The organism is Alteromonas sp. 4NH20-0104 (genome assembly GCF_057547795.1).
In genome coordinates this window covers 1-15,936 of the sequence record NZ_BAAJLP010000055.1, presented here as the reverse complement: position 1 = coordinate 15,936, position 15,936 = coordinate 1, and the positions used below count along the sequence as shown (strand labels likewise).

Below are 15,936 nucleotides of genomic sequence, written 5' to 3'. Positions count from 1 at the left end.
GCACCATCCCCGTCATCCCGGAATTTTCGAAGAAAATATCCGGGATCTTCTTAATTTCCGTTTGATGTAGAAACTGCCTAACCGTGTATGGGAGATCCCGGATACCGGCTGCGCCGGTTCCGGGATGACGGAAATAGAAGTGTCATCCCGGAAATTCCCAACATCCCATCTTCCAGTAATTTCCACCATCCTAGCCATCCGAGAATTTTCACTATCTTCGTCATCCCGACCTCTTACTCCTTCGTCATCCTGAAATTTTCATCATCTTCGTCATCCCGGAATTTTCGAAGAAAATATCCGGGATCTTCTTAATTCCCGTTTGATGTAGAAACTGCCTAACCGTGTATGGGAGATCCCGGATACCAGCTGCGCCGGTTCCGGGATGACGGAAAGAGAAGTGTCATCCCGAAATTTTCATCATCTTCGTCATCTTCTTAATTTCCGTATGATGTAGAAGCTGCATAACCGAGTATGGGAGATCCCGGATACCGGCTGCGCCGGTTCCGGGATGACGGAAAGATAAAGCGTACGGGATGACTAAAGAGTAAGTGTACGGGATGACTAAAGAGTAAGGGTACGGGATGACTAAAGAGTACGGGTACGGGATGACGAAGGAGTAAGGGAACGGGATGACTAAGGAGTAAGGGGTCTGTAAGACGAAAGGAAGGGGCGTCCGGGATGGTGAAAAGGAGAGGGCCCTGAATAACGAACAGGTGGCCGTTTCTGGCTGCCTGCTATATGTACCAGATTCATTACACCAAAGTATAAGTTTAGGGTACGGTTCAATAAATAAACTATGGCTAAAGAACAGATATTAGACTATATTTTGTAACTAATTTTTTACATACATGACAAATGTTGATAAAAGTGAACCTTACATTGAAACAAGGATTTTCAGTCTGATGCAGGACGCTACTATGTATATTCAGGTAGGCGTGCTCGCTATTGTGGCAATGATAGGGATCAGCTTTACCTTTGCGCTTCCCAAGCCGCGTCATCAACTTAAAGCTAAATCAGCCAGCTATGCCCGTTGGTTTCTGGTTGCGTCCTGGCTGGTTGTGTTCTGCCAGGCTATTTCACATATCGGTTATATCCAGATTGGTCTGCCAGGTGTTTACGCATCGGCCATCGCTGGTGCTTACATGTTGCTGATGTCGGTATTAAAGCGATATGGCACCGAAGTGTCCCAGCTGAAGAAATTTGCGGCCGTCATCCATATTGTTGGGATCTTTGTTACCACTTCGGTATTGGTGGCTACCAATGCACCGAGCTGGATTGCCCACAGTCTGGCACTGAGCAGTGTGGCCTTTCCGGTATGGCAGGCGCTTCATTGTGTAAAACAACACTTCAGCTCAGAAAGTATCGGCGGGCATTTGCTGTTTGGTGTTCTGGCGCTGGTGATTGCAATGGTGCTGTTTGGCGTACCGGCTTACCTTACCATTGCACCGGCAGACAGCTATTACCATCTGGCTGCTACCTCCGCATTTATGCTGGTGATCATGCTGATCTTTATGCTGGCTTTTGCGGTGAATATTCTTCAGTCTTTGTTGCTGAAACTACGCTCGCAGGTGCATACCGATCCGTTAACCGGCGCAAAGAACCGCCACTTCTTTTATGAAATTGCGCCCAAACTGAGCGCCCATGCCAAACGTAAACATGAAACGCTGTCGCTGGTGGCCTGTGACATTGATTACTTTAAAGCAATAAACGACGAACATGGTCATGTTATTGGTGACATTGCTCTCAAGCGTTTTTGTGAGATTATTCAGTCGCAACTGCGACAGGAAGACACCCTGATACGAATGGGCGGTGAAGAATTTTTGATTTTATCGCCACAGTACGACGGGGATAAAGCCCGCCAGATGGCTGAGCGTTTGCGTGAAACCATTTCTGAAAGCATCATTGCTGCGCGGGGCATTAAAATCTCGCTCACAGCTTCTTTTGGAGTAATTCAAATGCCGCCGGATGCCGACCTCTTTGCCACCGTAAAAAGCGCCGATCAGGCCCTTTATGACGCCAAGGCCAATGGCCGCAATAAAGTCATTATGGTGTAATTACTGAGCGCCTAACTCACGCTCAGAGTTATATCAACAGCCTGCAGGTAAGTAATTTCCCGTTCTAAATCCGCGGTCATAATGGGCTTGGAATTCAGCCAGCCTTGCGGAAAAGTCAGCGTAATCCCCTGTTTGTCGGCGGCAATATCAAACTCCGGTAAAAAGCCTTCCTGACGTTTGATATTCAGCAGCACAGCCAGGCGCAGCAGGGCGATTAGTTTGTAGATATCGTCTTTACTGTACTGAGTGAACCCCGGAATATCTTGTACCCGAATTTTCTTACGGTGATAACGCACCAGAGTAGCCAGTAATTCCTGCTGGGCCTGATTAAAGCCGGGCATATCCACGTTCTGTAAAATATAGGCAGAATGGCGTTGCACACCCCGGGTGTTAATCTGTAAGCCTACTTCATGCAACAGTGCAGCCCAGCTAATTAATGCCCGGTAATCACTGTGGCGCAGCTTCCAGTTTTTCTGGCAGGCGTTATACAGGGTTTTGGTGGTGCCAAGTACCATGTTGGCCTGAGCCGTATCCACATCATAACGGGTCGCCAGGCTTGATGCGGTGCGACCACGAATATCAGTGTTATGCAGCTCATCTTCCATTTGATACAGCACCCCTTCTCGCAGGGCGGCCGGCGAATAGTGCAGTGCCTCTATCCTGAGTGCCTTAAATAACCCTATCAGCACACATAAACCGGCAGGGATTACTGCGCGACGGTCGTCACTGATAGCTGGATCGGTGAGGTTGTCGATATGGCCGGCTTCGATAAACTGCTTCATGATCTGCTTAAGGCCTTTAAGCGTCACTTCTGCTTCGTCGCTGGGTTCTTTCTGGCCCTGATGCACCACCAGGTTACACAACGTTTTAATGGTGCCTGAGGTGCCAATACAGCGCTGCCAGCCCATCCGGCGATAGCGCTCTTCAATGGGCTCCATTTCCTGTTCGGCGGCGGTGATGGCACGCTCAAACTGCCTGGCCTTTAATTCACCGTTAGCAAAAAAGCGCTGGGTAAAACTTACGCAGCCCATCTGCAGGCTCCGACACAGTTTAGGCGTGAGCCCCTCACCAATAATAAACTCAGTTGAACCGCCGCCAATATCCACCACCAGTCGCTTGCCATTATCGTGGTTGGTATGGGCCACGCCGGAGTAAATTAAGCGGGCTTCTTCGGGGCCGGAAATCACTTCTATGGGGTAGGGGAGGATCTCAATGGCCCGCTTAATGAACACATTGGCATTCACAGCTTTTCTAAGTGTGTAAGTGGCCACTATCTTTACGGAGTCTGGTTCAAAGCCTTTTAAGCTGTCAGCTATAACGCGAAGTGTGGCCAGGCCACGCGCCATCGCTTCCTCTGAGAGCACGTTATTACTATCGAGTCCTTCGGCTAAGCGCACCTTTTGTTTTACCCGGTGCAGTATTTGCACCGAGCCCGCTACTATGCGGGCAACCACCAGGTGAAAGCTGTTGGAACCGATATCCAGTGCGGCAACCTTGCTGGCTTCGCGACTGTCTACGCTATCGAAAGAAGCGGGAGTGGGCGTCATTTATTTTTGCTCAAGCTGTTTTAAGTAGGTGTAAATTTCTTCCTGCGAGCGCAATTTCTTGCGGTTGCCCCTTTTAACATACTGGTTCAGCTGGTCTTTGTCGATCTGACGAGCTTTCAGGGTGTCTTTGAACTGAATTTCCATGATGTCCACAATCCGCTGTTGCAGGGTTTCATCATAGATAGGAGCACCAACTTCAATCCGGTTATCCATATTACGGGTCATCCAGTCGGCCGACGAAATGTAAACCTTGCGGTTTCCGCCCCCGTTGAAAATCATCACCCGCGGGTGTTCTAAGAAACGGTCGACAATGGATATCAGCTCAATGTTTTCACTCAGTCCTTTAACACCCGGACGTAAGCCGCACATGCCGCGCACAATCCCGCGGATCTTCATACCGGCCTGGCTGGCGCGGTATAAATCGTCTATCAGTTCTTTATCCACCAGGTTATTTATCTTAAAAGTAATCTGGGCGTCGTGGCCTTCTTTTAAGAACTGAATTTCCTGACGGATCAGCGACTGAATCTTGGTGCGCGCATTGAGTGGTGAAATTTGTAAATGCTGGAATTTAAACCGGCGGTACGGATAAGAAATCAGCTCGAACACCGAGTTGGCTTCTTCTGCCATTTCCTGATTTTTGGTAAACAGGCTGTAGTCGGTATAGATTTTGGCCGTTTTTTCGTTAAAGTTACCGGTTCCAAAGTGGGCATAGTGCATTAACTTGCCGCGTTCTTCGCGAGACACAATACACAGCTTGGAGTGAATTTTAAGCGACGGGATCCCCAGTACTACGCGAATACCGGCATCGGTCATGCGCTTCGACCATTCAATGTTAGCTTCTTCGTCGAAACGGGCGCGCAGCTCCACTACTACGGTCACCTTTTTACCATTATCCACCGCATCAATCAGCGAGCTGACAATCCGCGAGTGGCTGGCTACCCGGTAAATATTCAAACGGATAGACTTAACACTCGGATCGAAGGCGGCCTGACGCAGAAATTCGGTAAAGTGCAGGAACCGATGATACGGGTAATACAACAGAATGTCGTGGGCTGAAATGGCGTCAAACACGGTGTTGTAGCCAGAGAAATCGCGGGTATCAATAGCAGGCAGTTTACTGTTTTCTAAATAATCCCGGCCTACATTGGGGAAGCCGATAAAGTCTTTAAAGTTTCGGTAATGGCCGGCGGAATGCAGAGTGTCGAGCTTCGTTACCTTTAAGCGTTTTTGCAGGTCTTCCACCATGTCTTCAGGCATATCCTGATCGTGGATCACGCGCACCGGTTCAGCAATGAGCCGCTGCTTCATGCTCTCTGACATCTTCTCTACGTAACTTTCATCTATCTCGTCGTTTATCGAGTACTCCGAGTCCCGGGTCATTTTAAACGAGTAGGACTCCAGGGTGTCGAACTTCACAAAACCGCGGAAGATATCTTCCATACACAGTTGGATCATGTCGTCGAGCATGATGATGTGTTTGTTTTTACGGCTCTTTTGAGGCGGTATTAAATGAAAGCGCGAAATTTCGCCGGTGGGAACCTGAACCGCGGCAAAGCGCGGGTTTCTGCCTTCCCGTCGCAGCGCCACATATAAATACACCGCTGTACCGTTGAGCCGGCTCAGCAGATCGGTTTTTTTATCAATCAGGATCGGCGCAATATGACGCAATACCTTATTGATAAAATAATTACGTACCCAAGCTCGCTGGTAATCGTTGAGCTGGTTTTTCGGCAGAATATAAATGTTATAGCGGGCGAGGTTTTTCACCACTTCTTTATGAATGGTGTCGAACTTCTTGGACAGTTCAACCACTTTACGCTGGATCTGCACCAGTAACAGACGCTGATGCTCTGCTTCTTCATCGTTACCGGCATTGTGTGCAATCAGAATCAGACGTTTTACGTCGGCTACCCGCACCCGAAAAAATTCGTCCAGGTTATTCGAGTAAATCCCCAAAAAGCGAATCCGTTCAACCGCCGGGTTATTTCTATCGGCAGCCTCTTGCAGCACGCGTTCGTTAAACGCCAGCCAGCTCAATTCCTTGGGGTAATATAAATCAGTGGATTCCATATTGATAAATCACTATTTCTGCAATCAAAAAAATAGGCTATAGCCTGCCAGCGAAGTGTGACAGACAGTTGACGACCGTGCGTATTATCGCAAAAAACGGTCGCAGGGAAATTACACAGTGGTAGTAATATCAACAACCAGATCGTTGGCTACCGCTTCCAGTGCGTCTTTCACGTCGTCGCGATCCACGTCGGCGGGAATGGCCACCCGAACCCGGGCTTTAAACATTTCGCTGCCCCAGTTCGGAGCACTTTCGCAAGTCGAGTTAAAGTGAATGATGTTGAGCTCAAAACGATTGAGCACATTGGTGAGCTCCTGCACGATACCAGGGCGATCGTTCCCCATGACTTCAATGGTCAGCTCATCCGCATCAGACAGGGCCGACTCACTCACCGACTGAGAATGCACCTGCAAGCCGTCGAGCGTATTGAGGGCATCAATGAGGTCCTGATGTTTATCGGATGGTACCTGCGCTTCCACAAAACCGGCAAATTGCCCGGCCATGTGTGCAAAGCTGCTGCCCTGCCAGTTGCCGCCGTACTCGTAAACTTTCTTGGCCACAGCATCAACCAGGCCCGGTCTGTCTTTACCAATGATCGTGAAGATGACAGGCTTCATCCCCTTACTCCTTTATTGCGTCCTGAGTCGCGAGCTAGCCGCATCGCGCAGGCATTAACGGTACCAAATAACATCACTGAGACTTTGCGTGATTGATAGTGTGATGGCCTGATGGTTGCGGCAGACTGGTGTTCAGCTTTATTATGATTAACCGCAACGGCTCAGTAGCAACACATCCCGCTTATTCGCAGCTTCCTTTAAGTTTCACTTGATCTTAAAATATCACAACTTACACTGCTGGGCAGTGCAATTTCACGCAAATCGTTGTTCTATACATGAATGTAGCATCTCAACAGGTATCATTCCTGAAAAAACGCTTACGTCGCGACCGGATTGCCCGGTCGGTGATATCGCTGTTTGGCTACATTGTGCTGCTTACCATGGTAATGATCATCTGGCACTTGTTTTCTCAGGCGATGCATATAGCGGCTTCGCCGGGTGTCAAACCGCGTCAGGAAATGCCGGTAGTAGCCGGCGGTAAGTTTTTATACGTAGGCGATACGGCCAATGGCCAGGCCGCGGTTATCGAAGGCCCGGGGTGCAGTGTGTCGCTGGCAAGGTTAGATAAGGGCGCATTATCGGCCAGGCAAACCCTGCGCCGGCCGTGTTCCCATACCCTTGATGCAGTCACCAGTTATGGCCAGCCTTACGTGGTGGATATATCAGCCACCGGGCAGGTGCGTTTGCTACCGGTCCCCACGGTGAGTCAGCCACTTCAGCAAAGCAATTATATGGATACGCCATTGGCGAATGAAATGTCGTTTGCGTTACCAGAGTCGGTTTGGGCGCGCCACACCGGTTGGCAACTGGCCGTGGGAGAACAGTGGATCATTATGCGGGTGAGTACCCCGGATGAAACCCTGGTGCAATGGATCAACCGCAGCAGCCCCACCCAGATAGTGCGCCAGGAGTACTCTGCCAGTCAGCCAATAGTGTTACTGCCGGATACCCGCCAAATCATGCTGATCAACAACAGTGTGTTAACCTTTGTTGATAGCGACAACCAGCGTTTGCATCAACTGAAACTGGCGCAAAATGTGCGCTGGGCAGACACCATTGTAAAAAACCGTTCGGTATTTGTGGCGCTGAACAACAATACCCTGGTGCGGTTAAGCCTGTATAACCAGGCGGGCATCCTGCGTTACCAACCCGCCTATACCATTCAGCTTGAGGCCAACGAAGTCCCCGTGGCGCTTTATGCGCATGCCAGTGTAAACGGCATTGCCGCCATTACCAGTCAGCAACAGTTATTGTTAATTAACCGCATCAGCGGCGAAGTAGTAGAACGCCGGGCGCTACCCGTTCAGCCATCGGGCGTTAGCTGGTTTGACTCGCGGGTGTATGTTTACGGGCCCGACACTTACATTCAGCACGAAGTGCGCAACATGGCCGGGCTTAGTACCACCAATAGTTTGTTGATGCCGCATTTATATGAAGGCTATCCGGCTCCCGACCAAATCTGGCAAACCAGCAGTGCTTCCGATTTCCAGGAAATTAAAATGAGCCTGGTGCCGCTACTGATAGGCAGCCTCAAGGCCTCATCACTGGCGCTGTTAATTGCTATTCCGCTGGCATTGGGCGCGGCGGTTTATACCGCTTATTTTGCCCGGGCCCGGGTGCGCGACAGTATCAAACCCACTATCGAAATGCTCGAAGCGGTACCCTCGGTACTGATTGGTTTTATTGCGGCTATCTGGCTGGCACCGCTGGCGGAGCGATTCTTATTTTCCATTGCGGTGTTTATGGTGACTCTGCCGATCATTTTATTGTTTATTGCCTTGGTGCAGCACCGTGTGGCGCAAAGCGTTAGCAGTGAGTTGCAGAACTTCGCCGAAGCGGTTCTGCCGGTACTGGGCATTGTGGTGTACGGGTACCTGTGCGTAGCCTGGGCGCCTGAGTGGTTGCTGGCCGCCATGGATGCCGACGACTTTACCTTTTTAGCCCACACCACTGAAGTGCCGGTGGGTAAAACCACCATTTTGGTGGCCATTGCCCTGGGGCTGGCTATTTCACCGAGTATTTACTCGCTGGCAGAGGATGCCATCAGCGGGGTGCCCCACAGCCTGCGCCAGGCATCTTATGCGCTGGGCGCCACACGTTTACAAACCTTGCGCCGGGTGGTGTTAAAAGTGGCGTTCCCGGGTATTGTAGCGGCTATGATGCTGGGCTTTGGCCGCGCCTTTGGCGAAACCATGATAGTGCTGATGGTAACCGGTAATACACCGATTGCCGACTGGGATTTGTTTGCCGGATTACGGGCGCTCACCGCCAACCTGGCCATTGAACTGCCCGAAGCAGAAGTACACAGTATTCATTATCAGGTGCTGTTTTTAACCGCCTGTGTGCTGTTTAGTTTTACCTTTATAGTGAACACGCTGGCTGAGCTGTTGCGCCAGCGTTCCCGACGGGTGAAGAGCTATGGGTAAGTGGTCGATAAGGCAGTTTTTAACTAACCGTCAGCAGCAGTCTTATGTGATCAGTCTGGGCGCGTTTTGTGCCGGGTTGCTGGTGGTCGCGCTGGCCTGTGTGCTGATGCTCATTACCATTCGCGGGCTCGACTATTTCTGGCCACGGCCGGTGCAAAGCATTCAGTTTGAGATGCCGGATGGCACCGCCAAACACGTTTATGCGCAAATTAACGAAAGGCACGTTAACGCATCGGCAGAGAAGGGCACCGAACCGGCCTTTGTGTTTCGTTATGCCGATGCACAGCACCCTTATGGTCGCTCATTACTGGTAGAAGCCAATGCCGTAGAAGCCATTGGTGAGGCCCGGCAAGCGGCTGATATTCTGCTTAACAACGGTACCCGGGTATTCAGTGAGCCGTTAGCTATTCAGTTGCCCCAGAGCCAGTTGGGCGAGCTGACCCAATACGATGACATTCAGGCCACGGTAAAAGCGATACGCGAACAGATTGAAACGGTTCGTAACGAGCGTCTGGCCAGTGTGCACCGCGAACTGGCGAGTCTGGATCTGCGCCAGGTAGAAGAAGACGCCCCGGCCCGCTTACGCCTGTATGCCGATTTTGAGCGCTGGCAGCAAGAGGTATTGCGCCTGGAAACGCAACTGGCTGATTATCAGCTGGTGACCCGGTTTAAAGACGGCAGTGAATTTTTAATCCCCCTTGATGATATAGACCGGCTCAGCTACCCAGGGCAGCTGGACTGGTTTGGCAAGATGGGAATAGTGGGCGCCGGTGTGGTGGCATTTCTTACCGATGCGCCTAAACAGGCCAATACCGCCGGCGGGGTTTTTCCGGCCCTGTTTGGCACCGTGCTGATGATTTTTGTGATGACCATTCTGGTAACGCCCTTTGGTGTGCTGGCGGCGGTATATTTAAATGAATATGCGCCGGATAACCATTTAACCTCAGTGATCCGCATTTGCGTGAGCAACATGGCGGGGGTGCCGTCTATCGTTTACGGCGTATTTGGCCTGGGATTTTTTGTGTATCTGGTGGGCAGTAATATTGATGAACTGTTTTTTAGCGACGCGTTGCCCGCTCCCACCATGGGCACGCCAGGCGTGTTCTGGGCGTCACTGACCATGGCCATTCTTACCCTGCCGGTGGTGATTGTGGCCACCGAAGAAGGGTTACGCCGCGTGCCTGAGGGGTTAAAGTCGGGCAGTTATGCACTGGGTGCCACCAAATTTGAAACCATCTGGCATACCGTGCTGCCTATGGCCAGTCCGGGGATCATGACCGGGGTTATTCTGGCCATTGCCCGCGCCGCCGGTGAAGTGGCGCCGCTGATGCTGGTGGGCGCGGTGAAGTTTGCCCCAAACCTTCCCTTTGACGGTGAGTTTCCGTATCTTCACCTGGATCGCCAGTTTATGCATTTAGGCGTGCTGATTTACGATGGCGCCTTTCACAGCCAGACCGACGTGCGCAGTGCCTCGCTGATGTTTGCCAGCTGCCTGTTGTTACTGCTGGTGGTGTTTGTATTAAATGTGCTGGCCGTAATTTTACGCCGGCGCTTAAGAAAGCGTTATTTACGCGGCTATTAGAGAGTGTGTTTCCATGCTGAAATTGTTTGAAAGAGAACAACTCAACTTAGCAAAACTGCCCGAGGCGCAAACCGCCATCGAGGTGCGGGACTTATGCTTGCGCTTTGGCGATAAGCACGTGCTGCACAACATTACCATGCGGATCCCTAAAAACCGGATCACCGCCCTCATAGGGCAGTCGGGCTGTGGTAAGTCCACGCTAATCAGCTGCTTTAACCGCATGAACGATCTGATTGATAACAGCGTGACCGAAGGCGAAATCATCATCGACGGGCGCAATATAAACCGCAAAAAAGAAAACCTGTCGATTTTACGCTCTCAGGTAGGCATGGTGTTTCAGCGCCCCAATCCTTTTCCCATGAGCATTTACGACAACGTTTGCTATGGCTTGCGTTTACAGGGTATTAAGCAGCGCCGCCAGTTAGATGACGCCGTAGAGCGCGCCCTGATAGAAGCGGCTTTGTGGGATGAGGTGAAAGACCGCTTGTTTGAATCGGCCACCACGCTATCGGGCGGCCAGCAGCAGCGGTTAGTAATAGCCAGAGCGCTGGCACTGAAGCCGTCGATTTTATTGCTCGATGAACCCACCTCGGCGCTCGATCCGCTCACTACGCTTATCATTGAAGAGCTGATGGCCGAGCTTAAAAAGCGCTGCACCATTGTAATAGTGACGCACAATATGCAGCAGGCTTCGCGGGTATCAGACTACACCGCCTTTTTACATCAGGGCGAGCTGGTGGAATACAGCGACAGTGATACCCTGTTTACGTTGCCAGAGAAAAAACAAACCGAAGACTACATTACCGGCCGTTACGGTTAATCACGGGCTGTACAGGAGCTTACTATGCGACAGGTGGCACTCAATACTCACATTTCCGGCCGGTTTAATATCGAGCTGGAGAACTTGCGTAATTCGGTAATGGCCATGGGCGGCGAAGTAGAGCAGCAACTGGCGGATACCTTAAAGGCTATTGCCACTAATAACCCCGGCCTGGCGGAAACCGTGATCCTCAACGATCTGAAAATTAACTCCATGGAAATTCAGATTGATGAAGAGTGTTTGCGGATTATTGCCAAGCGTCACCCAACGGCGAGCGACTTGCGCCTGATAATGATTATCTCCAAAGCCATTACCGACATTGAGCGGATGGGCGATGAAATAGAGCGTATTGCCCGGCTGGTAACCAAACAAAAGCTGCCCACCGATGTGGCGATAAAAAGCAGCATGTTGTCGATCGGGCAACAAGCCGCCGCCATGATGCGTGGTACCTTTGACGCCTTCGCCCGCCTCGATGAGGAAGCGGCGCTGGAAGTTTACGATCAGGACAACAGCATCGACAGCGAATATAAAAAGCTGCTGAGCTATACCGCCGATGAAATGTCGCGTTCGGGGGATTCCATGGAAGACTGGCTGGAAATCCTCTGGGCATTACGTTCGTTGGAACGGATAGGGGATCGCTGCAAGAATATTTGCGAATATGTGGTGTCGCTGACCAGTGGTCGCGATGTGCGCCATACGCCACTGGAGAATTTGCAACAAACTTTGGATAACCTCAGCGACAGTTAACAGCGCGGATGGTTGTCTTAAATCTGTAATATAAATGACATATTTGATTTAATAATCGCCGAACGGTGATGATTGTCTGATTTATTGTGATGAATTATCAAAAATGGCCTATGGCTCGACGGCACTTTGCGCTAGAATGCGCCGCAACCATTAAGGTAATTGTATAAAAATTCAACCAAACCAAGATGCTTAAATATTTTTTATTGCCAGCGCTGAGTAAACCGACAGAATTTACTCAGACAACAGAAACTCAGTTTCCTGCACTTTTCGTGGCATACAGCTAGGCACAACCGGAGCGACTGTCTGTGGAAATCCTACAAAGTTATGGCATGATCCTGATTATCCTCGCTGCCGTTGTTGGTTTTGTAATGGCGTGGGGGATTGGTGCTAACGACGTGGCCAATGCCATGGGAACCTCCGTAGGTTCTAAAGCGTTAACTATCAAGCAAGCCATTGTGATCGCGATGATCTTCGAATTTGCCGGCGCCTATCTGGCCGGTGGTGAGGTCACCTCGACAATCCGTAAAGGTATTATCGATACCGCTTATTTCATTGATATTCCTGAATATCTGGTGCTGGGGATGATTTCCGCGCTGTTTGCTGCGGGGATTTGGTTGGGCGTAGCGTCTTACCTTGGCTGGCCGGTATCAACAACCCATTCCATCATTGGTGCCATCATTGGCTTTACCGCTGTGGGCGTTAGTGTAGATGCAGTAGCCTGGAGTAAAGTGGGTGGTATTGTGGGCAGTTGGGTAGTTACCCCGGCTATCTCCGGCATTATTGCTTTTCTTATTTATCAAAGCGCCAGCAAACTGATATTCCAAACCGATAAGCCGTTTGAGAACGCACAAAAGTATGTGCCGCTGTATATGGGCTTTGCCGGTTTTGTTATGTCTTTGGTAACCATCAAAAAAGGCCTGAAGCATGTGGGTTTAAACATGTCTGATACCTCGGGTTACCTGCTTGCTATCGGCTTGTCGGTGATTATTGCGTTTATCGGTAAGTGGCTAATCAGCCGCCAGACCTACAGCCATTCTGAAGACACCGAATTACAGCGCGCTAACGTAGAGAAAGTGTTTGCGTTATTAATGGTGGTAACCGCCTGTTGTATGGCTTTTGCTCACGGTTCGAATGACGTAGCAAACGCCATTGGTCCTCTGGCGGCAGTGGTCAGCGTGGTGTCTACCGGCGAAATTACGGCCAGTAGTACATTGGCTCCCTGGATCCTGCCGTTGGGTGGGTTAGGCATTGTGGCCGGTTTGGCATTGTTTGGTCACCGGGTTATCGCGACCATCGGCGAGGGTATTACCCACTTAACGCCGAGTCGCGGCTTTGCGGCAGAAATGGCGGCAGCCTGTACCGTAGTAATTGCCTCGGGCACCGGGTTACCGATTTCCACCACACAAACCCTGGTAGGGGCCGTGTTGGGCGTTGGTCTTGCACGGGGTGTATCGGCCCTTAATTTAGGCATTATCCGCAATATCGTCATTTCCTGGATTGTAACGCTGCCAGCCGGAGCGATTCTATCCATCGGGTGTTTCTTTACCCTTAAAGCCGTGTTTGGAGTGTAGTCGCCAGCTTACTGAGTGACTAACAGAATGCAGAAACAAAAAAATCCGATGGTTTTGCCATCGGATTTTCTTTATGCGGTATGCACTTTGGTAACGCATCTGCTGCCTACGAATTAAAAAACATCAACCGGTTTGGCGGTGTTATTTTTAATTAATCGTGTGCCAGAAGTTTAGACTTCTTTTCGATTTTGCAATCGAGAATACGTTGGGTGTTTTTGCGACCCAGGTATGCTGCAATGGCGTACGGGTGCTTGCGTTTAAAAAATTTTGTGAATGCCTTTAGCATGATAAGCCCCCCTTATTTCATTTGGTTTTTCACTCTTTAAAAGTACATTATTACAGTTTTGTGATCAAGCGGATTTTACGGCTAAGGCAACTAAGGAACCGCAATACTCCACCCTGTAAAAATTTAACTACATGATATTTAGATACTAATTTTTACGATAAATGTATCAAAAATAATTAAAATAAGTCGCCGTTATGGCTGGAAAAGCCGTCATGGCAGCATCATATTTAATCTATAGTATGTAATGCGGGCTAAATATAATTGCGAGGTAACGGTCATGATTGGGCATTTCAACAATATTCTGTGTGTTATCACCAGCGTTACCGATCAGCAGGCACTGGTTGAACAAGCATTACATGTGGCAGAAAGTCACCAGGCCTCGCTTACCCTTCATCTTGCTCTGGAAAGCTTGCCGCCTAACGCCAGCCTGGTGATGGCTTCGTTTGCTTACATTGATTCACAGCAATCGCTGAAAGAAGAAGCGCAAGAGCGTTTGAGCGCCATGGTGGCAACGTTAAAGGCTACCGAGAAGCCCGCAACAGTCGTTACGGTAGGTAAACCTTATCTCGATACCATTCAGCAGGTCATGACTGCCAGACACGATTTGGTGATAGGTCAGGCCAGAAGCGGTATATCCGGGTTTTTGTTTGGGGCCGATGCCATGCACCTGCTGCGCAAATGCCCGTGCCCGGTATGGTTGATTCACCAGGAAACAGCCCGAAATTATAAAGCGGTAATGGCAGCAGTAGATGTTAATTATCATTTCACCAGAGAAGAAAATCAGGTTCGCAGGCAGTTAAACGAAGCGGTAATGGCCAGTGCTGCCGAGGTGGCGCTGCTGGAAAACGCCCGCTTGCATATAGTGCACGTTTACGACGCCGCGCCCCGGCATATGATGCGCGACGGCCTCATGCGCAGCCATCAGCAACAAATGGACAACGCCCTGGCAGAGCTTAAAAAAGAACGTAGTGAAGAACTAGCTACATTGGTTAGCAGTTTAAAGCAGAAATTCGACGAAAAGAGCTTAGGGTATTTGCAACCCGAAGTGCACCTTGCCGACGGTCATCCGGCAGAAGGGTTGTGCCGGATGGCTGAGTCGCTGCAGGCCGATGTGGTGGTAATGGGAACAGTTGCCCGGGTGGGTGTGCCTGGGCTGTTAATGGGCAATACCGCAGAAGATGTACTGAGTAATCTTGACTGCGCAGTACTGGCGCTTAAGCCAGAAGGCTTCGAATCAATTGTGCCAAAGGAAAACAACTAACCCACAGTGCAGTTGTTTTCCCTCTGGTATTTCACGTGAAATAGCCTCTTTGGAGGCGCATCATGATCGAAAAATATCCGGCAGTTTATATACTCACTAATTCGCATAAAACCGTGTTTTACACCGGCGTTACCAGCAACTTATTGCAAAGGATCTACCAACACAAAATGCACCTGGCCGACGGCTTCAGCAATAAATACGGTTTAAAGCTACTGGTGTATTTCGAAATGCACGAAGAGATGGAATCCGCCATAGAACGCGAAAAACGTCTCAAACGCTGGCGCCGCGACTGGAAAATTAAGTTAATCGAAAAGCAAAACCCCCACTGGAATGATTTATACCCGCTAATACAGGGCTGATTTTCCCTTATTGTCATATGGCATTTTGTTCTCGTCACCGTGGCAAAAAACCACCGTCACCCCGGCCAAAAAACATCGTCATCCCGACCAAATAACATCGTCATCCCGGCCAAAAAAACATCGTCATCCCGGCCAAAAAAACATCGTCATCCCGGCCACCGAGCCGGGATCTCCCAATAAGTCTGACTCAGCTCAAATAGCCTTTTCATAAGATCCCCGCCCAAAAGCACGCGGGGATGACGGAGGAGGTGGCATGCGGGGATGACGGTAAAGAGGGTACTTTCGGGGTGACTATTTTTATTCCTGTCATCCGGACTAAATAATACTGTCATCCCGGCCAAAAAACACCGTCATCCCGGCCAAAAAACATCGTCATCCCGGCCAAAAAACATCGTCATCCCGGCCTCCGAGCCGGGATCTCCCAAACAGGCTGACTCAGCTCAAATAGCCTTTTCAGGAGATCCCCGCTTAAGATCATGCGGGGATGACGGAGGAGGTGGCATGCGGGGATGACGGTAAAGAGGGTACTTTCGGGGTGACTATTTTTATTCCTGTCATCCGGACCAAATAATATTGTCATCCCGGCCAAAAAACA

Annotated in this window: 11 protein-coding genes; 8 read left to right on the top strand and 3 right to left on the bottom strand. The window is 50.1% G+C overall.

Annotated features, from left to right (window positions below; translation table 11 throughout):
- Positions 1-902 precede the first annotated feature (902 nt).
- Positions 903-2,054 (top strand): GGDEF domain-containing protein, encoded by a 1,152-nt coding sequence (locus tag AC27IB_RS23110; protein WP_487123963.1) that lies wholly within the window; start codon positions 903-905, stop codon positions 2,052-2,054.
- Between the two features lie 11 nt (positions 2,055-2,065).
- Here AC27IB_RS23110 and ppx read toward each other — a convergent pair whose 3' ends face one another.
- From ppx to AC27IB_RS23095, 3 genes are all read right to left on the bottom strand, one after another.
- Positions 2,066-3,601 (bottom strand): exopolyphosphatase, encoded by a 1,536-nt coding sequence (gene ppx / locus AC27IB_RS23105; protein WP_487123961.1) that lies wholly within the window; start codon positions 3,599-3,601, stop codon positions 2,066-2,068.
- Positions 3,602-5,671: a polyphosphate kinase 1 gene (gene ppk1, locus AC27IB_RS23100; RefSeq protein WP_487123959.1), complete on the bottom strand. Its 2,070-nt coding sequence runs from the start codon at positions 5,669-5,671 to the stop codon at positions 3,602-3,604.
- 111 nt (positions 5,672-5,782) lie between these two features.
- Complete coding sequence (locus AC27IB_RS23095; protein ID WP_487123957.1) at positions 5,783-6,289, bottom strand: glycine cleavage system transcriptional repressor; 507 nt, start codon at positions 6,287-6,289, stop codon at positions 5,783-5,785.
- A 275-nt stretch (positions 6,290-6,564) separates the two neighbouring features.
- On the opposite strand from AC27IB_RS23095, the gene AC27IB_RS23090 reads away from it, so the two are divergent.
- The 7 genes from AC27IB_RS23090 (at position 6,565) to AC27IB_RS23060 (ending at position 15,341) form a co-directional block, all read left to right on the top strand.
- On the top strand, positions 6,565-8,715 hold the full coding sequence (locus AC27IB_RS23090; protein ID WP_296052650.1) for an ABC transporter permease subunit: 2,151 nt from the start codon (positions 6,565-6,567) through the stop codon (positions 8,713-8,715).
- Positions 8,708-10,297, top strand: a complete 1,590-nt coding sequence (gene pstA, locus AC27IB_RS23085; RefSeq protein WP_487123955.1) for a phosphate ABC transporter permease PstA — start codon at positions 8,708-8,710, stop codon at positions 10,295-10,297. Before AC27IB_RS23090 ends, pstA begins: the two co-directional genes overlap by 8 nt.
- Before the next feature lie 13 nt (positions 10,298-10,310).
- Positions 10,311-11,117: a phosphate ABC transporter ATP-binding protein PstB gene (gene pstB / locus AC27IB_RS23080; RefSeq protein ID WP_296052655.1), complete on the top strand. Its 807-nt coding sequence runs from the start codon at positions 10,311-10,313 to the stop codon at positions 11,115-11,117.
- Between the two features lie 24 nt (positions 11,118-11,141).
- Entirely contained in the window at positions 11,142-11,864 is a 723-nt protein-coding gene (gene phoU, locus AC27IB_RS23075; protein WP_296052658.1) for a phosphate signaling complex protein PhoU, read from the top strand.
- A gap of 305 nt (positions 11,865-12,169) precedes the next feature.
- Entirely contained in the window at positions 12,170-13,435 is a 1,266-nt protein-coding gene (locus AC27IB_RS23070; protein ID WP_296053686.1) for an inorganic phosphate transporter, read from the top strand.
- Between the two features lie 563 nt (positions 13,436-13,998).
- Positions 13,999-14,982: a universal stress protein gene (locus AC27IB_RS23065; protein WP_296053684.1), complete on the top strand. Its 984-nt coding sequence runs from the start codon at positions 13,999-14,001 to the stop codon at positions 14,980-14,982.
- A gap of 62 nt (positions 14,983-15,044) precedes the next feature.
- Entirely contained in the window at positions 15,045-15,341 is a 297-nt protein-coding gene (locus AC27IB_RS23060; RefSeq protein WP_487123952.1) for a GIY-YIG nuclease family protein, read from the top strand.
- Positions 15,342-15,936: the final 595 nt, after the last annotated feature.